Here is a 21,452-nt window from a genome sequence, read left to right on the forward strand (position 1 = left end):
AGCCGCCCCGGGTCGCCGCCGCCGCGCCCGCCGACGCCGAGCCGGCCGCCGCCTCGGCGGGCAACGCGGTCGACCCCGCCGAGGCAGGCGAACCCGTCGCCCAGGTGGCGCCGCCCGCCGTGCCGCATACCGAACCGCCTTGGTATGTACAGTGCATCCTGGGCCTGAGCGCCTGGCTGGCCACGTTGCTGCTGCTGGTGTTCGTGGCCTTCTCCGGCATCATCAATTCAGAGGAAGGCGCGCTGGTGGCCGGCCTGGTGCTGTGCGCCGCCGGCGTGGCGGTGCTGCGCAGCGACGCCGGCCCGTTCTGGCGCCAGTGCGGCACGGCCATGGCCTTCGCCGGCCAGATCCTCATCATCTACGGCATGTCCAGCTCGACCTCGTTCGCCAGCGCCTGCCTGTTCGTGCTGCTGATGGCCACGGCGGTGTACGCGCTGGGGCCGGACGTGATCCTGCGCTTCCTGAGCGGCGGGTTGATCGCCCTGGCCGGCGCCGGCCTGATCTGGCGCATCCTGGCGCCCGAGCTGCTGCGCGAGGACATGATCGACTCCCTGCTGTATCTCGACATGGCCCGCGCCGCCTTCATCTGGCTGCCCATCGCCGTGACCGGCGCCTGGGCCACGGCCGTGATCCTGACCCTGGCGCACCGGCTGGGCGGCAAGCGCGGCCACGCGCTGCAACCGCTGGCCTGGGCCTTCCTGCTGTCGGTGCAGGGCATGGTGTGGCTGGCCAGCGGCCTGTCGGTGCTGCAACTGCCGGCCATGTGGCAACTGCATCCGCAGACCGCGCTGCTGGTGTGCGCGGGCGCCGTCTTGCCCGCGGCGGCCGCGATGGCGGTGCTGTGGCCGCGCCGGCATGTGCTGACCCCCGGCGTCATTTGGGGCGTGCCGATCGCCCTGCTGTTGCTGGCGCTGTTCTGGCTGCCCAGCCCCGGGGTCGGCTTCGCGCTGGCCTGGCTGTTGCTGGGTTTCGGCCTGAACCAGTTGGGCGTCACGATCTTCGGCGTACTGAGCCTGCTGGCCTACCTGGGCGTGTACTACTACCAGCTCGACGTGCCGCTGTTGCAGAAGGCGCTGTGGCTGGGCGGCGGCGCCGTGCTGCTGTTCGTGCTGCGGGTGCTGGTGTGGCTGGTGCCGCGCTTGATGCGCACCCAGGACCCGTCGCGCCGCGCGCCGCTGCCGCCGGTCTCGCCGGCCCTGCGCTGGCGCACCCTGGCGATCCTGGGCGGCCTGGCGCTGGTGCTGGTGGTGGCCAACGGCAGTATCTGGCAGCGCGAAAAGCTGCTGGCCAGCGGCAAGGTGGTGATCCTGGAATTGGCGCCGGTCGACCCGCGCTCGCTGATGCAGGGCGACTACATGGCGCTCAACTTCGCCGCCGGGCGCGAAGTCACCCGGCTGCGGCTGGGCGGCGAGCGCCAGGACACGGAGGACTCCGTCATGGGCGGAGCGTCCGACGGCTACGTCATGCTGACGGGCGATTCGCGCGGCGTGTACCAGCCCGTGCGCATTCAGACCGACGCCAGGCCGCATGGCGACGGCGAAGTGCCGCTGCGCTATCGCGTGCGCGACAACCAGGTGCGCATCGTCACCAATGCCTATTTCTTCCCTGAAGGCCAGGCCAAGCGCTATGAGGTCGCCAAGTTCGGCGAACTGCGCGTGGCCGAGAACGGCGAGGCCCTGCTTGTGCGCATGCTGGGCGAGGATCTGCAGCCGTTGTAGGAGTGACAGGCCGGCTCAGGGCAGCGGAAAGCGCGCGGCCCAGCGCGCCGTCGCCTCGCGCAGGAAGGCCGCCGTGTCCGGCGCGTCCAGCGGCGCGAATCCCAGCGCGCGCCAGGCGCCTTGCAGCGACGCCAGCGGCGCGCTCGTGTCGATGGCCGGGGCGCCGTTCTGCTTGGACAGCTTCAGGCCGCTGGCAGGGTCCAGGATCAACGGCACGTGCAGGTAGCGCACCGGCGGCAGGCCCAGCAGCCGGCCCAGCACGCGTTGGCGCGCGGTCGAACTGAGCAGGTCGGCGCCGCGCACCACGTCGGTCACGCCCTGCGCGCCATCGTCCACCACCACCGCCAGTTGATAGGCCCACAGGCCATCGGCGCGCTTCACGGCGATGTCGCCTACCGCCCGCGCCACGTCCTGCTCCTGTGGCCCCAGCCAGCGGTCCTCGAAACGCTCCACCCCTTCCGGCATGACCACGCGCCAGGCGCGCGCCTCGCGTCCCGGCGCCAGGCCGTGGCGGCAGGTGCCGGGGTATGGGCGTTCGCCGTCCGCGCCGGGCGCCGCTTGGCCGCGCAGCGCCGAATCGGCGATCTCGCGGCGGGTGCAGCCGCAGCCATAGACCAGCCCGCGGGCGGCTAGCGCGTCGAAGGCCGCCTGATAGGCGTCGCCGCGTTGCGATTGCCAGACGATGTCGCCATCCCAACGCAGGCCCAGGGCCTCCAGTTGGCCCATGATGGTTTCGGCCGCGCCGGGCACCGTGCGCGGCGTGTCCACGTCCTCGATGCGCAGCAGCCAGCGGCCCTGGTGGGCGCGCGCGTCCAGCCAACTGGCCAGCGCGGCCACCAGCGAGCCCGCGTGCAACGGGCCGCTGGGGCTGGGGGCGAAGCGGCCGGTGTAGGTCACGGGATGGCGAAGCGGAGCAAGGGGGTTGCGGCGTGGCGACGCCGCGCGCAGGAAGCGCGCGCGGCGCGGGGATACGAACGCCGGCCGGAGCCGGCGCCGTCAGTGCAGCAAGCGCACGCCGTCTTCGTCCAGCAGCTCTTCCAGGACCAGGTTGTCGATCTCGGCTTCCTGGCTCCAGAGAACCATGAGGGCGATGATCTTGATCTTGGAGAGCGGCACGGGCGATTCCGGCGACGCCAGGCCCCGGTCGATGACGATCTCGCGCAAGGGCGCGGGCAGCACGCCGGCCGATTCCAGGAAGGCGATGAAGCCGATGGATTCGGAGCCGAGTTGCTGGTATTCGTTATCGGTGTAGATCCGGGTACCGGTGGCGGGGGCTTGGGCGAGATCGACGCAGCGTTCGGTGGTTTCGGCCAGGCCGTAAAGCCAGCCGAGCGCGTCATCGATGTCCTCGTGCTCGAACCCGGCGGCGGCCAGCCGTTTGGCCAGCACGTCAGCGGCGGGACAGGCTTGCGGCGTGTAGTAATTCTCGTACAGGTAAACCAGGATATCGAACATATGGCGCAGTCTTGTGCCTGTTTGCACAGTCGGCCCGCATATCGGCAGACCAGCAAACATGAATTTTACTTTACGCTGATTTATTTGCCCGGGCAACCGCCGAAAAGGCCGAGGGCGGTGGGCCGTAGTGGCCTTGCGACAGTCATGAAAACCGCGCGGAAAGGCTGACAGAATAAGGGGTTGCGCGATGTGGCCGGGGCGGACTTCCGGGGTCCGCCCCTCTTTAATGTCCCTACACTTCAGACGGTTTTCGGCGCTGTTTCCAGTTTCAGTTGCGCCAACTGGCGGATGAACACCGGAATGCAGATGGCCAGCCCCACCAGCCCGCTGGTCAGCCCCGGCAGGATGGTCAGCAGCGCGCCCAGCGTGCACAGCCAGCGTTCCCAGCTCTTCATGCCCACCAGCATGTAGCGCGAGAACGCCGCCGACAGCAGCACCAGCCCCACCATGCAGCCGAACAGGGTCACGAAAAAGTCGTACCAGGTGAAGCCCTGCACCGAGATCAGCAGCGACGGCGAAAACACGAACACGAACGGCACTATCAGCTTGGTGATGCCCAGCCGGAACGCCGTGTTGCCGGTCTTGAATGGGTCGCTGCCCGCCATGCCCGCCGCCGCGTAGGCCGCCAGCGCCACCGGCGGCGTGATGTCGGCCAGGATGCCGAAATAGAACACGAAGAAGTGCGCCGCGATCGGCTGCACCCCCAACTGCACCAGCGTCGGCGCGGCCACCGCCACCATGATCAGGTAGTTGGCGGTGGTCGGCACGCCGCAGCCCATCAGGATGCACACGATGCCCGTCATGATGAGCGCGGCGATCAGCGTCAGCGACTGCATGTTGGCGAGGCTGTCCGGAATCACCATGGCCGCGCCGCTGGCCAGCGCCTGCGAGGCCGCGATCACGATGTACGAGATCTTGAACCCCACGCCCGTCAGCGTCACCACGCCGATCACGATGCCCACCGTGCCGGCCGCCGCGCCCACCGCCAGCGCGTATTTGGCGCCGGTCTCGAAGGCCTCGTACAGATCGCGCCAGCGCAGCCGCTGGAACGGATTGAGCAGGCCGACGATGATGCAGCCCGTGATGCCGGCGAACGCCGCCAGGTACGGCGTGCGGCCGCTGGCCAGCACGCCGATCAGCAGGAACAGCGGGATCAGCGTCGGCCAGCGCATCTTGAACGACTGCTTGAGCTTCGGCATCTCGGCTTCGGTCAGCCCGCGCAGGCCCTCGCGCTTGGCCTCGAAGTGCACCTGCATGAACATGCCGAAGAAATACAGGAAGGCCGGGAAGATGCCGGCGATCGCGATCTGCTGGTATGGAATGCCCAGGAACTCGATCATCAGGAACGCCGCCGCGCCCATGATCGGCGGCGTGATCTGTCCGCCGGTGCTGCTGGCCGCCTCCACCCCCGCCGCGAAGTGGCGCGGATAGCCGATGCGGATCATCGCCGGAATGGTCAGCGAGCCCACCGTCACGGCGTTGGCCACCGACGAGCCCGACAGCATGCCGAACATGGCCGAGCCGAACACCGACACCTTGGCCGGCCCGCCGGCATAGCGTCCGGCGACCGTCGAGGCCACGTCCAGGAACAACTGGCCCAGCCCGATGCGCGTGGCCAGCACGCCGAACAGCACGAAGTGGAACACGTAGGTCGCCACCACGCCCACCGCCACGCCGTACACGCCCTGGCTGGTCAGGTACATGTGGTTGACGATCTGCGGCCAGGTGTTGCCGGCGTGCTTGAGCAGCCCGGGGAAATACGGCCCGAACATCGCATAGGCCATGAACACCAGCGCGATGATGGGCAGCGGCCAGCCCATGGCGCGGCGCGTCGCCTCCAGCAGCCCGATCAGCAGGATCGAGCCCATGAAGACGTCCATCGGCATCGGATTGCCGACGCGGAACGCCAGGTCCTCGAAGATGTAGGGGATGTACAGCACCGACAGCGCCAGCGCGATGGCGATGATCCAGTCGTACAGCGGCACGCCGCCCGGCGCATACCAGGTGGACTTCGGCTCGCGCTGGTAGTGCGACTTGGAAAAGCCGAACACCAGGAAGATCAGGCTCAGCACGAACGCCAGGTGCACGCCGCGGTGCGTGGCCTCGCGCAAGAGGCCGAAGCCGGCGGTGTAGTAGTGGAACAGCGACAGCGCGACGAGCAGCCCGGACACGAGCCAGGTGGCGGTCTGGTGCAGCGGGCGAAAGCGGATCTCGGAGTCGTACTTCTCCGCCAGTTGTTGGGTCTTCTGGTGGTCAATTTCCATGGCCTGGAATCTCGGGAAGAACACGGCGGGCAGGGCCGGACGGCCCTGCCCCTGCCACGCGACGGCGCGCGCGGATGCGTGCGGACCCACGCCGGCGCGGCAGGCCGGCGCCAACGGGTCCGCGGCGACGGGCCTACTTCAGCAGGCCGACTTCCTTGTAGAACTTCTCGGCGCCCGGATGGAACGGAATGCCCGCGCCCTTGACCGCGTTTTCCTTGGTGATGAGCTTGCCCTTGGCGTGGCCTGCGTCCAGCGTCTTGCGGGTGGCGTCGCTGTACAGCGCCTTGGTCACCTCGTACACCGTCTGCTCGGGAATCTTGGCCGACGTGACCATCTGCGCGTTGACCGAGATGGTCTTGACCTCGGGCAGGTTCTGGTAGGTGTTGGCGGCGATCACGTCGGGCGTGAAGAACTCCTGCTTGGCGCGCAGCGCGTCGATTTCCGGGCCGACCAGCGGCACCAGCTCGATATTGCCGGTGGAGGCCAGCTCGGCGATGGCGCCGGCGGGGGCGCCGCCGACGAAGAAGAACGCGTCCAGCCCGCCGTCCTTGAGCTTGTCGCCGGCCTGGTTGGGCTTGAGGTATTCGGCCTTGATGTCCTTGTCGGTCATGCCGTAGGCGCCCAGGATCAGGCGCACGTCCACCAGCGTGCCCGAGCCTGGCTCGTCCATCGACACGCGCTTGCCCTTCAGGTCGGCCACGCCCTTGATGCCGGCGCCCTTGCGCGTCACCAGGTGGATGCTTTCCGGGTACAGCGTGGAAATCAGCCGCAGGTCCTGCGCCTTGGGCTTGCCTTCGAACGTGCCGGTGCCTCTGTAGGCCCAGTACGCCACGTCCGACTGCGTAAAGCCGGCCTCGAACGAACCGCCCATGATGCCGTTGATGTTGGCGACCGAGCCATTGGAGGCGACCGCGGTGGCGATCAGCTTGCCGGGTTGCGACACGGCGTTGCCGATGATGCCGCCGACGGGATAGTAGGTGCCGGCGGTGCCGCCGGTGCCGATGCGGAAGAACTGCTGCGCCTGCGCCGTGCCGGCCGCGGCCGCCAGTGACAACGCCAGGGTCAGGGTGGTGATCCAGCTTTTCGTTTTCATGCGAGCTTCTCCAGGGAATAGATAAGGGGCATGCATTGGTGCTGCTGGGCCGTTGCGCGGCCTCGGCTCCCGCTCGGTATCGAATCGGCCCGTTGTGCGGGCGCATGGCGCGGGGCTTTATTTGTGGTGAAATTCTGGCATGGCAGCACCCCCGCGCCAATGCTTGCAAGGCTATGGTTTACCAGGGGGTCATCGCTTTCCCCGCAGTGCAGACAACGGAGTTTCCAGATGTCCCAGGAAGTCATACGCGGCATTGCGCTGCCCCCGCCCGCCCAGGCCGGCGATCCCCTGGCCAGCGTCGACACGCCCAGCCTGGTGCTGGACCTGGCCGCGTTCGAGGCCAACCTGCGCGCCATGCAGGCCTGGGCCGACCGCCACGAGGTCGCGCTGCGGCCTCACGCCAAGGCCCACAAATGCCCCGAGATCGCGCGCCGCCAACTGGCGCTGGGCGCGCGCGGCATCTGTTGCCAGAAGGTCAGCGAAGCCGTGCCGTTCGTGGCCGCCGGCATCACCGATATCCACATCAGCAACGAAGTGGTCGGCCCGGCCAAGCTGCGCCTCTTGGCCCAACTGGCGCGCGCCGCCAAGCTCAGCGTCTGTGTCGACAATGCCGCCAACCTGGCGCGGATCTCGCAGGCCATGGCCGCGGCCGGCGCCGAGATCGACGTGCTGGTGGAAGTGGACGTGGGCCAGGGCCGCTGCGGCGTGTCCGACGACGCCACCGTGCTGGCGCTGGCGCAGCAGGCGCGCGACCTGCCGGGCGTGACCTTCGTCGGCCTGCAGGCCTATCACGGCTCGGTGCAGCACTTGCGCACCCGCGAAGAACGCGCCGCGGTCTGCCGCCAGGCCGCGCGCATCGCCGCGTCGTATCAACTGCTGCTGCGCGAGAGCGGCATCGCCTGCGACATCATTACCGGCGGCGGCACCGGCAGCGCCGAATTCGATGCCGCCAGCGGCGTCTACACCGAACTGCAGGCCGGTTCCTACGCCTTCATGGACGGCGACTACGGCGCCAACGAATGGGACGGCGCGCTCGCCTTCCAGAAAAGCCTGTTCGTGCTGTCCACTGTGATGAGCACGCCGGCGCCGGACCGCGTCATCCTCGACGCCGGCCTGAAGTCCACCACCGCCGAATGCGGCCCGCCCGCGATCCACGGCGCCCAGGGCCTGCAATACGCCGCCATCAACGACGAACACGGCGTGGTGCGCGTCGCATCCGGCGCGCAGCCGCCGGCGCTGGGCGACACGCTGCTGCTGGTGCCGTCGCACGTCGATCCCACCTTCAACCTGCACGACGGGCTGGTGGTGTATCGCGACGGCATCGTGCAGGACATCTGGGAGATCTCGGCGCGCGGGTTCTCGCGCTGATGGCGGCCGCGCCGATCGTGATGGAGCCGTTGTCCTTCGATTGGAAGACGCCGCTGCCGGAATTGCTGGACGCGTTGCGGCAGGCGTATGCGGCGCGCTACCCGGCCCTGGCCGCCGCGCGGCTCGATGCGCTGCGCGCGGCGTTGCGCGATGACCGCGCCGACGACTTCCTGCCGCTGCTGGGCCGGGAACTGGAAGCGCAGGGGCTGGCGTTGATCGAGCAGGACGAAGACGACGACGCCATCCATCTGCTGATCGTGCCTTTGGCCGATGTTAGTGACGCGCTGGCGCGGATCGCGGCACAGGGCCGACAAGGTACGCGGCATCGGCAGGACGGCGCCCCGCAAGGCGCGCCGGCGGCATTGCCGCGCCCCGCTTCCGGTCCGCTGGCGCAGCCTGGCGATTATCTGGACATGGCGCAGTGCGTCCCGCTGGCGCCGGGCTGGGCATGCATGGCCAACCGTGACACGGCGGCGCCGCAACTGGTGGACCTGCATGATTGGCCGGCCTTGCGCGAGGTTGGCGGCAAGTTCCAGCCGCATCGCGGCCTGCTGGCATCGGCCGTCGCCGCCAACGGCGTCCATGCCTGGATCGAGCAAGGCCCAGACGGCATCGCCAGCACGCCCTATGCCCATCTGCTGCGCGCGCCCCGGGTCGAGGCCGCGCCGCTCAACCGCCCCGGCCTTGCGCTGCCGCCGCGCGCGGCGCAGGCGCAGCGCCGCACGCCCGAATTCAGCCTGGGCTTCGCGGGCGACGACCTGCTGCTGGTGGATCGCGGCATGGTGTTCGTGTACCGGGGCTTTGCCGCGCAGGACGAAGCGGTCGCCATCGATCCGGCACTGCTGTACACCGCGCCGCCGCAGCGCCGCCCCGTCAGCGACCGCTCGGCGGTGATCCAGACGCCCGACGGCCGTGCCTGCGTGCTGTGCCGTGGCCGGCTTCTGCGGTGGCGCGACGGCCAGTTGCATCCCCTGGCATTGGGCCCTGCCGACGCGGCATCGGGGGATCTCTCGCATCCCGTCGCCTGCGGCAGCGGCGCCATCGCCTGGCTGGAAGACGACGCGCTTTGCCACGCGGACCTGGACGCCCTTGCCGTCAGCCGCCATGCGCCGCAACAGATGCCCGCCGGCGGCATGATCCTGCAGTCCCTGCCGCAAGGCTGGCTGCTGCTGGGCCACTGGCATGCGCCGCACCGCAGCCTGGACCTGGGCCAGTTGTGGCATCCCGATTCCGGCCAGGTCCTGCGCATCCGCCACGGCGCGCTCGATCTGGATAGCGGCATCCAGCGCGCGTGGATTTTGCCGGATGGCGGGGTGGTCGTCGGGGGGCAACTGCGTCACGTGCGCCTGGGTCGCTTCGACGCATTGTTGGGTCGATTGCCAGCCGCTTGACCCTCGGCGGCCGGGCCATGGCCGCCGCCAGGATCTACGCGCCCTATCCGGCCAGGTCCGTCATCCCCAGGAACTGCCGCAGCTCCGGCGTGGCCGGCGCGGTGAACAATTCCTCCGGCGGCCCGATCTCGTGCACGCGCCCCTGGTGCATGAACACCACGCGGTCGCACACCTCGCGCGCAAAGCGCATCTCGTGCGTCACCATCAGCAGCGTCATGCCGTCGGCGGCCAGCTCGCGCACCACCGCCAGCACCTCGTTGACCAGCTCCGGGTCCAGCGCCGACGTGATCTCGTCGCACAGCAGCGCCAGCGGCTGCATCGCCAGCGCGCGCGCGATCGCCACGCGCTGCTGCTGCCCGCCCGACAATTCCTCGGGCCAGGCGTCGAACTTGTGTGCCAGTCCCACCCGCGTCAGCATCGCCCGCGCCAGGTCGGCGGCCTGGTCCTGCGGCATGCGCTTGGCCACCATCGGCGACAGCATCACGTTGCGCCCCACCGTCAGGTGCGGGAACAGGTTGAACTGCTGGAAGATCATGCCCACTTTCAGCCGCAGCGCGCGCAGCCGCAACTCGTCGTCGCCCAGTTGCGCGTCCGCCACCATGATGGCGCCGCTGTCGATCTGCTCCAGGCCGTTCACGCAGCGCAGCAGCGTGCTCTTGCCGGAACCGCTTTTGCCGATGATGGCGATGACCTCGCCGGGCTCGACGCGCAACGTCACCCCTTTCAGGACTTCGTTGTCGCCGAACTTCTTGCGGACGTCTTCAAGGGCGATGAGGGGCATGCAACTTCCTTTCCAGCAGCAGGCTGAGGCGCGACAGGGGCCAGCACAGCGCGAAATAGATCAGCGCGGCGCAGGCATAGACAGTGAAGGGGCTGAAGGTGGCGTTGGTGATCACCGTGCTGGCCTTGGACAGCTCGGTGAAACCGATGATGGAGGTGAGCGCCGTGCTCTTGACGATCTGCACCGCGAAACCGACGGTCGGCGCCACCGCGATGCGCAGCGCCTGCGGCAGCACCACGTAGCGCATTTGCTGCACGTAGCCCAGCGCCAGGCTGGCCGAAGCTTCCCACTGGCCTTTCGGAATCGCTTCCACGCAGCCGCGCCAGATCTCGGCCAGGAACGCGCCCGACCACAGCGTCAGCGCCGCGCCCGCGGCCAGCCACGGCGGCACCTCGACCCCGGCCAGCGACAAGCCGAAGAACGCCAGGAACAACTGCATCAGCAGCGGCGTGCCCTGGAACAGTTCGATGTAAGCCCAGCTCACGCGCCGCAGCAGCGCCACGCGCGAAGTCCGCATCATCAGCGCCAGCATGCCCATCAGCGCGCCGCCGGCAAACGCCACCAGCGACAGCACGACGGTCCAGCGCGCCGCCAGCAGCAGGTTGCGGACAATGTCCCAGGTGGTGAACTCGATCATCGCGCCGCCTTGCGGAACAACCGCCTGCCCGTCATGCGCAGCAACTGGCGCAACAACACCGCCAGCACCAGATAGATGCCGGTGGTCACGAAATACACCTCGAACGCGCGGAAATTGCGCGACTGGATGAAGTTGGCCGCGAACGTCAGGTCCTCGGCCGCGATCTGCGAGCACACCGCCGACCCCAGCATCACGATCACGATCTGCGACGACAGCGCCGGCCAGATGCGCGCCAATGCGGGTTTCAGCACCACATGGCGGAACACCTGCAAGCGCGTCATCGCCAGGCTGGCGCCGGCCTCGTACTGGCCCTTGGGCGTGGCGTCGATGCCGGCGCGGATGATCTCGGCGCTGTAGGCGCCCAGGTTCAGCGCCATCGCCAGGCAGGCCGCCTGCATCTCGCTGAACTGCACGCCCAGCGACGGCAGCCCGAAGAACACGAAAAACAACTGGATCAGGAACGGCGTGTTGCGCACCACCTCCACATAGGCGGTGACCGGCGCGCGCAGCCAGCGCGGCCCCTGCGTGCGGGCCCAGGCGCAGGCGATGCCCAGCGCCACGCCCGCCACCGCGCCAAACGCGATCAGCTCGACCGTCACGCCAATGCCCTTGATGAGCACCGGCGTGTAGTCGAACACGGAAGCGAAGTCGAATTGATAAGCCATGAACAGCGCTCCGGCGCGCGCGCCAGCCTTACAGATCCTTGGGCAGATCGGCGCCCAGCCACTTCTTGGAGATCGCCGTCAGCGAGCCGTCGCGCTTGGCGTTGGCCAGGATCTCGTTGACCTTGGCGCGCAGCTTCGGCTCGTCCTTGTTCAGGCCGATGTAGCAGGGCGAATCCTTGATCAGGAACTTGGTCTCGGGCTTCTTCGGCGGGTTGCGCGCCAGGATCGCGGCGGCCACCACGTTGCCCGTGGCGATCAGCGGTACCTGGCCCGACAGGAAGGCGGTGATGGTGCCGTTGTTGTCTTCATAGCGCTTGAGCGTGGCCGTGGGCGGGGCGATCTTGGTCAGCTCGATGTCCTCGACCGCGCCGCGCGTCACGCCGATGGTCTTGCCCGCCAGGTCGGCGGCCGACGCCACCTTCACATCGGCCGGGCCGAACACGCCGTTGAAGAACGGCGCATACGCGTCGGAGAAATCGATCGCCTTCTCGCGCTCGGGATTCTTGCCCAGGCTGGAGATCACCAGATCCACCTTGCGGGTCTGCAGGTACGGCACGCGGTTGGCGCTAGTCACCGGCACCAGCTCCAGCTTCACGCCCAGTTGCTTGGCGATCAGCGCGGCCGTGTCGATGTCATAGCCCAGCGGCTTCATGTCGGCGCCGACCGAGCCGAACGGCGGGAAGTCCTGCGGCACCGCGACCTTTAGGGTGCCGCGCTTGACGATGTCGTCCAGGGTGTCGGCATGCGTGAGCGGCGCGGCCAGCAGCGTGGCGGCGGTGCAGAGGGACAGCAACAGGGTTCTACGGTTCATGAGGAACTCTCCAGGGCGCGCCGCCCCGGGAGCGGGGTCGAGCGTTGCACACCAATTCGGTATACAAAACTGGAAAAGCAAGTTCCGTGCCATTTTGCGGCGCCGTGGCGCGCGCCTATTGCTCCTCGCCCATCGCACCAGGGTGGTGCATCGTGCGCCGTTGCGGCGCATGCGTGGCACCGGATCGGCACCACGGCGAGCGCCGGGGCGGGAACCGCCCCGCCACCGGCTCCTGCGGGACAGTCGTCAGTCCACCTGCGCGCCCGACTGCTTGACCGCCTTGCCCCACTTGTCGACCTCGCCGGCGATGAACGCGCCGGTGGCCTCGGGCTTCATCGGCATCGGTTCCGCACCACGATCACGGAAGAACTTCTGCATCTCGGGCGTGCCCAGCACGTGGCCAATCTGCTGGCTCAGATAGTTGGTCACGGCCGGCGGCGTATCACGCGGCGCCAGCACCGCCGCCCAGCCGATCGCCTCGAAACCGGGATAACCGCTCTCGGCCACCGTCGGCACGTCCGGCAGTTGCGGCAGGCGCTTGGCCGTCGTCACCGCCAGCGCCACCGCCTTCTTGCTCTGCACGTGCGGCAGCCCCGCCGTCACCGAATCCACCATCAGCGGCACCTGGTGCCCCAGGAAATCCGCCTGCGCCGGGCCGCTGCCCTTGTACGGAATATGGCGGATGTCGATATTGGCCGCCGCCTTGAACATCTCGGCCGACAGATGCTGCGTGCCGCCGATGCCGGCGCTGGCATACGCCAGCTCGCCCGGATTGGCGCGCGCCTGCTTGACCAACTGCTGCAGCGACGTGATGCCCGAAGCCGGCGTCGCCAGGAACATCAGCGGCACCGAGAACACCCCCGACACCGGCGCGAAATCCTTGGTCAGGCTGTAGTTGATGGTCTTGTACAGCGTCTGGTTCACCGCCGCGGCCGAGCCCGCGATCACCAGCGTGTAACCGTCCGGCGTCGCGCGCGCGGCCTGCTCCATGCCGATATTGCTGCCCGCGCCGGCGCGGTTCTCCACCACGATCGGTTGTTTGACGGCCGTGCCCAGCTTCTCGGCCAGCGCGCGGGCGAAGATATCGGTGGCCTGCCCCGGCGGGAACGGCACGACCAGGCGGATGGGACGGTCGGGATACTCGGCATGCGCGGCCGTCGCGGCCGCCGCCAGCACCAGGCCGGCGGCAAGACTGGAAAGAATTCGTGTCATGATCGGTCAGTAAAAAGCGACAAAGCGCGGCGTCCGGCGCCGGCCCTGTTGCATAAAATAGAGAGCCCCGCGCAAGCGGCCCTTTTGGGGCGGCCGTGGGGCGGATCGGCTGGGGGTGCGTCACGATAGCATTCCCCCGCCGGTGCTAAATTCGGCATTTAGCGTTTCCCCTTCTTTTTCAACCCCTGTTCTCTCCTTTCAGCAGGAACCGCCATGGAATTCAGCCAGTACAACGTCAACGCCCTCATGGAGATCACCTCCCGTCCGGACCTCGTGTTCGTGCGCGGCCAGGGGTCCTGGCTGGAGGATCACGCGGGCAAGCGATACCTGGACTTCGTCCAGGGCTGGGCCGTCAACACCCTGGGCCACAGCGCCCCGGAAATGCAGAAGGCCCTGCTGGACCAGTCCAAGCTGCTGATGAACCCGTCGCCGGCGTTCTACAACCTGCCCTCCATCGAACTGGCCACCCGCCTGACCAGCGCCTCGGTCTTCGACCGCGTCTTCTTCGCCAACAGCGGCGGCGAAGCCAACGAAGGCGCCATCAAGCTGGCGCGCAAATGGGGCCAGGTCAACAAGAAAGGCGCCTACAAGATCATCACCATGAACCACGGCTTCCACGGCCGCACCCTGGCCACGATGTCGGCGTCCGGCAAGCCGGGCTGGGACAAGATGTTCGCGCCGCAGGTGGAAGGTTTCCCGAAGGCCGAGATCAATGATCTGGAATCGGTGCGCAAGCTGATCGATGATCAGACCGTCGCCATCATGCTCGAACCTGTGCAGGGCGAAGCTGGTGTCATCCCCGCTACCAAGGAATTCATGCAGGGCCTGCGCAAGTTGGCGGATGAGCACAAGCTGTTGTTTATTGTTGATGAAGTGCAGACGGGGATGGGGCGTACGGGGACGTTGTTCGCCTACCAGCAATCCGACGTGGTGCCGGACATCATGACGCTGGCCAAGGGGATTGGTGGTGGGGTGCCGTTGGCTGCGCTGTTGGCGCGTCAGGAAGTTTGCGTGTTCTCGCATGGGGACCAGGGTGGTACGTATAACGGCAATCCGCTGATGGCGGCTGTCGGCGTGGCGGTGTTCGACGCTCTGGCTGCTCCGGGCTTTATGGAATCGGTCAATGCGCGTGCCAAGCAACTGTCGGAAGGCCTGCTGGCCCTGTCGGCTAAGTACGGCATGAAGGGCGAGCGTGGGATGGGCCTGCTGCGTGCGCTGGTGATGGATCGCGATGATGGCCCCGCCATCGTCGAAGCCGCGCGGAATCTGGCGCCGAATGGGCTGCTGCTGAATGCGCCGCGCGGGAATTTGCTGCGGTTTATGCCGGCGTTGAATGTGACGGCTGAAGAAATCGATACGATGCTTACGCAGTTGGATGGGTTGATTGCGCAGGTGCGCAAGGCTTGATGGAAGCGATTCGTTAAGCCATGAAGATAAGAGCCGCGTTTGCGGCCCTTATCTTTTCCATCCTGTTTACGTACTTATTCGTGTAAGGCTTCTGCCAATATCGCGGCATTCAATTCAAGGTCGGGTCCTGGATTCTCCGCCAGATGCGCGTTATCTGCGCTGGACCGTAACCGAGGGCTCATGGCCAAACCCTAAAACGTGTATTTCGCCGTCAACAAAAACGACCGCGGCGCGCCGAAGTGATTGTTGTCCTGGGTGCTTCCGATCGCCTGGTAGTAATACTTGTCGAACAGGTTGTACACGTTCAGGCGCAGATCCAGGTTCGGCGTGGCCCGATACGCCACCACGGCATCCCAGATGCTATACCCGGGCTGGCGCACGTTATACGCGGGCAAGCTGATCGCGCTTTGCACGCGCACCGCTCCGCCCACGCGCCACGCATTCAGCGAGCCGGGCAAGGTGTACATGGTCGAGAGCTTGAACAGATGGCGTGGAGTCTGCGTATCGTAGGCCGCGCCCGCCCGGAGATTGCCCGAATCCTCCAGGTATTTCGACTGGTTGTACGTATAGCCGGCCGACACCTGCCAGCCCGGCGTGATCGCGCCCGCCACTTCGAATTCGACGCCCCGGCTCTGCACCTTGCCAGACGGCGCATAGCACTCGCTCACCCCCGGGCTGCACGCGGACGTGTCCAGCGCGACGGGACGGTTGCGCTGGCGAATCTGGAACACCGCGGCGCTGGCGTTGAGCCGCCCGCCGAAATATTCGCCCTTGATCCCGGCTTCCAGATTGGTGCCGATGACCGGGTCCAGCGGCGCGCCACCCGTCGACTGATTGCTCTGAGGCTGGAACACGCTGGTCCAGCTGGTGTAGACGGTGTGTTGGCGGTCCAGGTCATAGATCAGGCCCGCGTAGGGCGTCAACTCGTGCTTGACCTTGTAGTCCGCCGGCGGGCTGACGTAATCGCCTGACTTCAGCTGCATGTCGTATTCATACCAGTCCAGCCGCGCGCCCAGCATCAGCGTCAGCGGGTCGGCCAGGCTCAGGCGGGTGGTGGCGTAGCCGCTGACCTGGCGCTGGTATCCCTTGCGCGACCACGGGTAGACGAACGCGGGCTTCTCGACGGCGCTGGAATTCCAGTGTTCCGGGTCGACAGTCATGTTGTAGTCCAACGGCCAGCCGCCAGGGCCGTCATTGTCCTTGTTCTTCAGGAAGCTGCCGCCCAGCACCAGCTCATGCGTGCGCCCCAGCAGCCTGAACGGGCCGCTAAGATAACCGTCCACGCTGTACTGGGTCTTGTCATAGGCATACTGGCCCAGCCCCTGCCCGAAGAGCGTCGAGTCTTCCAGGGGGTACAGATAGCTGCCCAGCATATTCATCTGGGCGCGCAGCGTGCGGGCGGTCAGCTTGCCGGACCAGCCGTTCTCGAAACGGTGGTCGAGCTCGGCGAAGAAGCTGGTGTTCTCCTTGTTCCAATAGGCCCAATCCGGCGACAGGCGGGTCGAGCGTTTGAAGTCATAGAAGCTGCCGTCCCGGCGCGTCGGCAGGCCATTCCAATCCGCGCCCGGATTGTCCTCGCGGTTGTAGTAGCCGCCGATGCTGAGCGTGGTGCTGGCCGTGATGTCGGCTTCGATCGTGCCGTAGAAAAGCTGGCGCTGGTGCTCGTAGGCCTTCTTGAAGGTGTTCGAATCCTGATAGGCCACCACGCCCCGGGCGCGCAAGGTGCCGCTCTGGTTCAGCGGGCCCGAGCCGTCGACCTCGCCCCGGTAATTGTCCCAGCTTCCCGCGCTGGTCGTCACCGAGAACTGCGGCACCGCCGTGGCGCGCTTGCGCACCAGGTTGATCGTGCCCGAGGGATTGCCGGCCCCCGTCATCATGCCGGCCGCGCCGCGCAGCACCTCGATGTGATCGTACATGGCCAGCGTGGCCACACCCTGCGTGTCGTAGTCGTAGCCCAGCGGAACCCCGTCGGCCAGGAACGAACTGATCTCGAAGCCGCGAGAGAAGAACTGCGTGCGTTCACCGCCGCCGATCTGGCGCGTCGTCAGCCCCGTCGTATCGCGGGCAACGTCGTCCAGCGACTGATAGCCCCGGTCTTCGATCTGCTGGCGCGTCACCACGCTGACCGACTGCGGCGTCTCGCGCGGGGACAGCGCGAACTTGGTGGCCGTGGACATGACCGGCGTGGTGTAGGAATGGGTCCCCTCGGTCACCCCCAACGTGGCCGCTTCCACCGTCACCGGCGCCAGCGTCGTCGCGCTGGCCGGGGCCACCGTCAGGCTGCCATCCGGCGTGCGCCGCAATTCCAGTCCGCTGCCGGCCAGCGCGCGGGCAGTGGCTTCCTCCACTGACAACTGGCCGGAGACGGCGGGGGCGGACTTGCCCGCCACCAGATCGGCCCGAAACGAGATCACCGCGCCCGCTATGCGGGCGATCTGGGTCAGCGCCACATCCAGCCGGCCGGCGGGCAAGTCGTATTGACGCAGCGCCTGGGCATGGGCGGTGCTGGCGGCGGCTACGATGACGCAGGCGGCCGGAAACCTCAGGGAAAGCATGGAACACTCCGTGGATGCGTGAGCACGCGTTCCATGTATGTGCATCGGCGCCATCAAAAAAACACCTGGCGCGAAAAAAAAATTTCAAGCCAGGTCGATCATCACGTACCAACGGCTCAGCCGCTGCAACCGGATCGGCAAGGTATTCCTGAGCGCCTCCAGCGCCCGCTCGCCGTCGTCCAGCGGAAACAGCCCCGTCACGCGCAGCCGCGAAGCCTGCGGCGATATCCGCAGCCAGCCGGGCTGATAGCGGGCCAGCGCATCCACCACGGTCTGCAGCGGCTCATCATGGACTTCAAGCTCGCCGTTCTGCCAGGCGGCGGTGTGCTCCTGGCCGTTTTGTACCGTTTCGACCTGCCGCGCATCGAACCAGACGCCCTGCCCCGGCGCTAACGGCTGGCGCACGCCTTTCTGCGTGGTGACCTCGGCGGCCCCGCTCAAGGCCAGGCAGAAGCTGCGCTCGGCGCCACAGCGCACCATGGCGCTCCCCGAGGCAAGCCGGACCTCGCCTTGCGGCAGCCGCACTTGCAGTCCCTGGCTGCCCCGCAACTCAAAAATCGCCGCGCCGGCCGATACCCGCACGACATGCTGCGCTTCCCACGACGCCGCGCTGCGCGCATCCAGCGCCATCACATTGCCATCCGGCAAGTCCACGCGCCGGCGTTCGCCGGTGCGGGTCACATAGCCCGCTGTCAGATACTGCAACGGCACATAGCGATCCGCCACACCTGCGCCCAGCAGCAACGCCCCGCCCGCCAGCGCCAGCTTCCCCAGCCGGCGGCGCTGCGCAAGCTGTGGCCTCACCAGTGAACGCCGCAGCGCATCGCCATCGGCCAGCAGCCCCGGCCGCAACGCGTGCACCATGCCATCGAGCGCCGCGTTCAGCCGCTGCCAGGCCGCGCCATGGCTCGGGCTCTCCGCCAGCCACAGCTCAAACGCCGCGCGGTCCGCATCGTTGGCCTGCCCGCTGGTCAGACAGACCTGCCACTCAATCGCCGCCGCGCGGGCGCGCGCGTCCAAGGCCGTCATAGCCCAAACACCTCGCAGCAACGGCGCAAAGCCTGCATGATGTACTTGCGCACCATGGTCGGCGATACGTCCAGGCGCGCGGCGATCTCCACATGCGTCATGCCATCGAGCTGGCTATACAGAAACGCCATCCTGGCCTTGGAGGACAGCCCGTCCAGCGCCGTGTCGAGCCTCTGCAACGAGTGCAACGTCTGTACCCGTTCCTCGGCCGACGGCTCCAGCGGTTCCGGCTGCAAGCGCAACATCTCCAGCCAGGCTTGCTCCAGCTCGCGCCGCCGCCACAGCCGCCAAGTAATGCGCCGGGCGATCGTGATCAGCATCGCCCGCGGCTCGTTCAATTGATCCAGCGCGGGGAGGCAGAGGAGTTGCGTGAAGGTTTCACCGGCGACATCCTCGGCGTCTTCGCGATTGCGCAATCCATTGCGCAGCCGCCGCTCCAGCCAGGGATGGTCGTTCTTGTAAATGGTGGAAAACCGGCTATCGCGTGTCGAGTCCACGGCTTGCGCTATGAATTAATGGGAATCGTTATCAATTATCGCATGGCGGGCGCGGCCGGTTCCAGCCCATTGGAGCCCATCCAGCTGCGTCAGCCGCTCTCACCCCGCCCGCCGGAACGCCCGTCGATACCCCGTTGGGCTCGTCCCCACGATCCCCGTGAAATGCTCCCGCAGCGACACCGCTGACCCGAACCCCACCTCCATCGCCACCCGCTCCACCGGCAGGTCCGTCGTCTCCAGCATCCCGCGCGCACGATTTACGCGGGCCTGGATCACCCATTGCAGCGGACTCACCCCCAGCAGTTCCTGAAACCGCCGGTTCAACGTGCGCACGCTGACCGCGGCCTGGGTGGCCAGCGCGGCGACGGTCAGGTTCTCGGCCAGCCGGTGTTCGATCCAGTGCAGCAGCGGCGTCAGGTCGGTGTGCGAGGCCGGCGTGGGCCTGACGATGAATTGCGCCTGGCCGCCGGCGCGTTCCAGCGGCACGACGGCCAGGCGGGCACTGTTGGCGGCGACGGCGGCGCCGTGGTCGCGCTTGATCATGTGCAGGCACAGGTCCATGCCGGCGGCGGCGCCGGCGGAGGTCAGGACCTGGCCGTTGTCGACGAACAGGACGTTGGGGTTGACGTCGATGGCGGGGTAGCGGCGCGCGAGCTGGCCGGCGGCTTTCCAGTGGGTGGTGGCCTTGAGGCCGTCGAGGATGCCGCTGGCGGCCAGGACGAAGGCGCCGGTGCAGATGGAGGCGATGCGGGCGCCCTGGGCGTGGGCGTGGCGGACCACATCAAGGATGTCGTCCGGGACGCTGTCGGCCGGGTCGGCCAGGCCGGGGATGACGAGGGTGTCGGCGCCGCGCGCGGCGTCCAGGCGGTGGCGGATGTGCAGGTCGTAGGCGTGGGTGCGGACGCGGGGTTTGCCGGCGTGGACCTGCACGGCGTAGGGGCGGCGGCCGTCGAGGGTTTCGGCGAGCTGGAAGATCTCGCAGGGGATGGACAGGTCGCCCGCGACGAGGCCGTCGAAGGCGAGCACGGCGACGCGGTGCGGGGTGGGCGGGGGCATGGGGCTGGGGCCTCGAGATGGGTCGGGCGGACGGCGGCGCACGGTTGGCGGATTTCTTTCGAAGATTGGCATTTTGGCCAATGGCTGGCGATTGCGCCAGCCCGGACAATGCCGCTCATCCTGTTGCGAGACGCTGCCATGCCCCTGAAAGACGCCGATGCTTCGACCCCTGCTCTCTTCAAGTGGGCGGCCATGCTGGAAGGCGTGACGCTGTTGGCGCTGCTGGGCATCGCGGTGCCGTTGAAGCATCTGGCCGGGATGCCGCAAGGGGTCTCGTGGGTGGGGCCGGTGCATGGGGTGGCGTTCATGGTCTATATCGCGCTGGCGTGCAATGTGGCGTCGGCGCAGGGTTGGCCGCGCCAGCGGCTGGTGTGGACGTTGGTGGCGACGCTGGTGCCGTTTGGCGGCTTTGTGATCGCGCGTTCGCTGCGCCGCGCGCGGGGGGGGCGTGAGCGATGGCGTATCTGCTGATCAAGTCGCTGCACCTGGCGCTGGTGCTGTTCTGGGTGGCGGGGATGGTGGTGCAGGCGTTCGTGCTGGCGGCGGCCGACAAGCTGCCGGGCCCGGCCTTGCCTCAGGAGCTGGCGCGCCTGCGCCTGCTGCGCAAGTGGGAACGGTTGCTGACCACGCCGTCGATGGTGGGCGCGTTGGCCAGCGGCGTGTATCTGGCGACGAGCGCGGGCTGGTTTGGCAGCGGGTGGCTGTCGGTGAAGCTGGCGTTGGTGCTGTTGCTGGCGGCGGTGCACGGGATGCAGGCGGGACGGCTGCGGCGGTTGGCGGAGGCGGCGGGCGACGTCACTGAGGCGAGTCGTGCGCGGTTGATGCCGGTGGTGCTGGCCGCGCCGGTGCTGATCATTCTGCTGGTGGTGATGAAGCCGTTCTGACCTCCACCGTGAGGCGCAGTCATTCGCTTCGTCCGAAACCCACGGCCCGCACGCGCATGGATACGTTGAAGCCCTTCAAAATGGGTTTCAGTCTATCCACGATAGTGATACGCGTGCATTGCCATGAATGCCCTGTTTGTCGAACGGCCCGAGTTCTCGCGCGACCGCGAGAAGTTCCTGGACGATGACGCATTTCGCGCGCTGCAATGCATGATGCTGAAAATGCCGGAGGCGGGCGTGGTGCTCGAAGGCACGGGCGGACTGCGCAAGCTGCGCTACGCCGATCCCCACCGCAGCCGGGGCAAGCGCAGCGGCCTGCGGGTGATCTATTACTGGTGCGATGCCGAACGGCAATTCTGGCTGTTCCGGCTGTACGTCAAGGTGGACGTGGACGAAGACACCGTCGGCCGCCGTAGGGTGTCAGGCAAGCAACTGGCGCGGGCGCTGGCCAAGCCGGGGCGGTCCCTTGAGGCCACGACACGGCAATCACGCAAGCGTTCGTCGCATTATCGGGCGCCGAAGCATTCGGCGAAGGTGGGCCTGGACTGAATGGACGAAAGGCATTGCGCGAGACCGGCGCGGGGCTTTCGATCCCATCCACCGTGATTTCCGCCGATGCGCGGATTACC

General features: G+C 67.6%; 20 protein-coding genes. 7 read left to right on the forward strand and 13 right to left on the reverse strand.

From position 1 onward, the window contains the following. The coding region (locus HV783_RS18820; protein WP_175189673.1) for a GDYXXLXY domain-containing protein at positions 1 to 1,718 on the forward strand (1,718 nt) is incomplete at its 5' end. Between the two features lie 15 nt (positions 1,719 to 1,733). Here the strand turns inward: HV783_RS18820 and gluQRS are convergent. The 4 genes from gluQRS to HV783_RS18840 all read right to left on the reverse strand — a co-directional run bounded on the left by gluQRS (position 1,734) and on the right by HV783_RS18840 (position 6,530). Continuing rightward, positions 1,734 to 2,615 (reverse strand): tRNA glutamyl-Q(34) synthetase GluQRS, encoded by an 882-nt coding sequence (gluQRS, locus tag HV783_RS18825; protein ID WP_054504335.1) that lies wholly within the window; start codon positions 2,613 to 2,615, stop codon positions 1,734 to 1,736. 99 nt (positions 2,616 to 2,714) lie between these two features. Then, entirely contained in the window at positions 2,715 to 3,173 is a 459-nt protein-coding gene (locus tag HV783_RS18830) for a Smg family protein (RefSeq protein WP_054504336.1), read from the reverse strand. A 239-nt stretch (positions 3,174 to 3,412) separates the two neighbouring features. Beyond that, positions 3,413 to 5,437, reverse strand: coding sequence for a TRAP transporter permease (locus tag HV783_RS18835; protein ID WP_054504389.1), 2,025 nt, complete (start codon positions 5,435 to 5,437; stop codon positions 3,413 to 3,415). A 133-nt stretch (positions 5,438 to 5,570) separates the two neighbouring features. Further along, on the reverse strand, positions 5,571 to 6,530 hold the full coding sequence (locus HV783_RS18840) for a TAXI family TRAP transporter solute-binding subunit (RefSeq protein ID WP_175189674.1): 960 nt from the start codon (positions 6,528 to 6,530) through the stop codon (positions 5,571 to 5,573). A gap of 228 nt (positions 6,531 to 6,758) precedes the next feature. Between HV783_RS18840 and HV783_RS18845 the strand changes: the two genes are divergently transcribed. Beyond that, positions 6,759 to 7,898, forward strand: a complete 1,140-nt coding sequence (locus HV783_RS18845; RefSeq protein ID WP_175189675.1) for a DSD1 family PLP-dependent enzyme — start codon at positions 6,759 to 6,761, stop codon at positions 7,896 to 7,898. After that, positions 7,898 to 9,289 carry a DUF6630 family protein gene (locus HV783_RS18850; protein WP_175189676.1) on the forward strand — a complete coding sequence of 464 codons (1,392 nt, stop codon included), beginning with the start codon at positions 7,898 to 7,900 and terminating at the stop codon, positions 9,287 to 9,289. Before HV783_RS18845 ends, HV783_RS18850 begins: the two co-directional genes overlap by 1 nt. A 43-nt stretch (positions 9,290 to 9,332) precedes the next feature. On the opposite strand, the gene HV783_RS18855 is transcribed toward HV783_RS18850, so the two are convergent. The 5 genes from HV783_RS18855 to HV783_RS18875 form a co-directional block, all read right to left on the reverse strand. Continuing rightward, the gene (locus HV783_RS18855) at positions 9,333 to 10,070 is read right to left on the reverse strand and encodes an amino acid ABC transporter ATP-binding protein (RefSeq protein WP_006389458.1); all 738 of its coding nucleotides are present in this window, start codon (positions 10,068 to 10,070) and stop codon (positions 9,333 to 9,335) included. After that, positions 10,051 to 10,707, reverse strand: a complete 657-nt coding sequence (locus HV783_RS18860; RefSeq protein ID WP_024067353.1) for an amino acid ABC transporter permease — start codon at positions 10,705 to 10,707, stop codon at positions 10,051 to 10,053. The genes HV783_RS18855 and HV783_RS18860 overlap by 20 nt, the downstream gene beginning before the upstream one ends. After that, positions 10,704 to 11,372 (reverse strand): amino acid ABC transporter permease, encoded by a 669-nt coding sequence (locus tag HV783_RS18865; RefSeq protein ID WP_006389456.1) that lies wholly within the window; start codon positions 11,370 to 11,372, stop codon positions 10,704 to 10,706. The genes HV783_RS18860 and HV783_RS18865 overlap by 4 nt, the downstream gene beginning before the upstream one ends. Before the next feature lie 28 nt (positions 11,373 to 11,400). Beyond that, positions 11,401 to 12,183, reverse strand: coding sequence for a transporter substrate-binding domain-containing protein (locus HV783_RS18870; protein WP_054418795.1), 783 nt, complete (start codon positions 12,181 to 12,183; stop codon positions 11,401 to 11,403). Positions 12,184 to 12,429: 246 nt separating this feature from the next. Continuing rightward, positions 12,430 to 13,395 (reverse strand): Bug family tripartite tricarboxylate transporter substrate binding protein, encoded by a 966-nt coding sequence (locus HV783_RS18875; RefSeq protein ID WP_063583208.1) that lies wholly within the window; start codon positions 13,393 to 13,395, stop codon positions 12,430 to 12,432. Between the two features lie 213 nt (positions 13,396 to 13,608). Between HV783_RS18875 and HV783_RS18880 the strand changes: the two genes are divergently transcribed. Further along, positions 13,609 to 14,802: an acetylornithine transaminase gene (locus HV783_RS18880; protein WP_175189677.1), complete on the forward strand. Its 1,194-nt coding sequence runs from the start codon at positions 13,609 to 13,611 to the stop codon at positions 14,800 to 14,802. 191 nt (positions 14,803 to 14,993) lie between these two features. Here the strand turns inward: HV783_RS18880 and HV783_RS18885 are convergent, their stop codons facing one another. From HV783_RS18885 to HV783_RS18900, 4 genes are all read right to left on the reverse strand, one after another. Next, positions 14,994 to 17,357, reverse strand: a complete 2,364-nt coding sequence (locus tag HV783_RS18885) for a TonB-dependent siderophore receptor (protein WP_175189678.1) — start codon at positions 17,355 to 17,357, stop codon at positions 14,994 to 14,996. A gap of 84 nt (positions 17,358 to 17,441) precedes the next feature. Beyond that, on the reverse strand, positions 17,442 to 18,386 hold the full coding sequence (locus tag HV783_RS18890) for a FecR family protein (RefSeq protein WP_175189679.1): 945 nt from the start codon (positions 18,384 to 18,386) through the stop codon (positions 17,442 to 17,444). Continuing rightward, complete coding sequence (locus tag HV783_RS18895; protein ID WP_035359833.1) at positions 18,383 to 18,883, reverse strand: sigma-70 family RNA polymerase sigma factor; 501 nt, start codon at positions 18,881 to 18,883, stop codon at positions 18,383 to 18,385. Before HV783_RS18895 ends, HV783_RS18890 begins: the two co-directional genes overlap by 4 nt. Positions 18,884 to 18,982: 99 nt before the next feature. Further along, on the reverse strand, positions 18,983 to 19,939 hold the full coding sequence (locus HV783_RS18900) for a GlxA family transcriptional regulator (RefSeq protein WP_175189680.1): 957 nt from the start codon (positions 19,937 to 19,939) through the stop codon (positions 18,983 to 18,985). 138 nt (positions 19,940 to 20,077) lie between these two features. Here HV783_RS18900 and HV783_RS18905 point away from each other — a divergent pair, with 138 nt between their 5' ends. The 3 genes from HV783_RS18905 to HV783_RS18915 all read left to right on the forward strand — a co-directional run bounded on the left by HV783_RS18905 (position 20,078) and on the right by HV783_RS18915 (position 21,372). After that, positions 20,078 to 20,410, forward strand: a complete 333-nt coding sequence (locus tag HV783_RS18905; protein WP_175189681.1) for a DUF3817 domain-containing protein — start codon at positions 20,078 to 20,080, stop codon at positions 20,408 to 20,410. Next, the gene (locus HV783_RS18910) at positions 20,395 to 20,823 is read left to right on the forward strand and encodes a CopD family protein (protein WP_064527464.1); all 429 of its coding nucleotides are present in this window, start codon (positions 20,395 to 20,397) and stop codon (positions 20,821 to 20,823) included. Before HV783_RS18905 ends, HV783_RS18910 begins: the two co-directional genes overlap by 16 nt. Positions 20,824 to 20,946: 123 nt before the next feature. Then, a complete protein-coding gene (locus HV783_RS18915; protein WP_054504346.1) occupies positions 20,947 to 21,372 on the forward strand; it encodes a hypothetical protein in 426 nt (141 codons plus the stop codon). Positions 21,373 to 21,452: the final 80 nt, after the last annotated feature.

Origin of the sequence: Achromobacter dolens (assembly GCF_902859745.1) — a bacterium.
Lineage (GTDB): Bacteria > Pseudomonadota > Gammaproteobacteria > Burkholderiales > Burkholderiaceae_B > Achromobacter > Achromobacter dolens.

Excerpts from the sequence above, each read along its gene's own strand:
- HV783_RS18845 (WP_175189675.1), top strand. The coding sequence starts at position 6,759 with ATGTCCCAGGAAGTCATACGCGGCATTGCGCTGCCCCCGCCCGCCCAG.
- HV783_RS18850 (WP_175189676.1), top strand. The coding sequence starts at position 7,898 with ATGGCGGCCGCGCCGATCGTGATGGAGCCGTTGTCCTTCGATTGGAAG.
- HV783_RS18855 (WP_006389458.1), bottom strand. The coding sequence starts at position 10,070 with ATGCCCCTCATCGCCCTTGAAGACGTCCGCAAGAAGTTCGGCGACAAC.
- HV783_RS18900 (WP_175189680.1), bottom strand. The coding sequence starts at position 19,939 with ATGCCCCCGCCCACCCCGCACCGCGTCGCCGTGCTCGCCTTCGACGGC.
- HV783_RS18860 (WP_024067353.1), bottom strand. The coding sequence starts at position 10,707 with ATGATCGAGTTCACCACCTGGGACATTGTCCGCAACCTGCTGCTGGCG.
- HV783_RS18865 (WP_006389456.1), bottom strand. The coding sequence starts at position 11,372 with ATGGCTTATCAATTCGACTTCGCTTCCGTGTTCGACTACACGCCGGTG.
- HV783_RS18915 (WP_054504346.1), top strand. The coding sequence starts at position 20,947 with ATGAATGCCCTGTTTGTCGAACGGCCCGAGTTCTCGCGCGACCGCGAG.
- HV783_RS18875 (WP_063583208.1), bottom strand. The coding sequence starts at position 13,395 with ATGACACGAATTCTTTCCAGTCTTGCCGCCGGCCTGGTGCTGGCGGCG.
- HV783_RS18870 (WP_054418795.1), bottom strand. The coding sequence starts at position 12,183 with ATGAACCGTAGAACCCTGTTGCTGTCCCTCTGCACCGCCGCCACGCTG.
- HV783_RS18830 (WP_054504336.1), bottom strand. The coding sequence starts at position 3,173 with ATGTTCGATATCCTGGTTTACCTGTACGAGAATTACTACACGCCGCAA.
- HV783_RS18905 (WP_175189681.1), top strand. The coding sequence starts at position 20,078 with ATGCCCCTGAAAGACGCCGATGCTTCGACCCCTGCTCTCTTCAAGTGG.
- HV783_RS18885 (WP_175189678.1), bottom strand. The coding sequence starts at position 17,357 with ATGCTTTCCCTGAGGTTTCCGGCCGCCTGCGTCATCGTAGCCGCCGCC.
- HV783_RS18890 (WP_175189679.1), bottom strand. The coding sequence starts at position 18,386 with ATGACGGCCTTGGACGCGCGCGCCCGCGCGGCGGCGATTGAGTGGCAG.
- HV783_RS18840 (WP_175189674.1), bottom strand. The coding sequence starts at position 6,530 with ATGAAAACGAAAAGCTGGATCACCACCCTGACCCTGGCGTTGTCACTG.
- HV783_RS18910 (WP_064527464.1), top strand. The coding sequence starts at position 20,395 with ATGGCGTATCTGCTGATCAAGTCGCTGCACCTGGCGCTGGTGCTGTTC.
- HV783_RS18880 (WP_175189677.1), top strand. The coding sequence starts at position 13,609 with ATGGAATTCAGCCAGTACAACGTCAACGCCCTCATGGAGATCACCTCC.
- HV783_RS18835 (WP_054504389.1), bottom strand. The coding sequence starts at position 5,437 with ATGGAAATTGACCACCAGAAGACCCAACAACTGGCGGAGAAGTACGAC.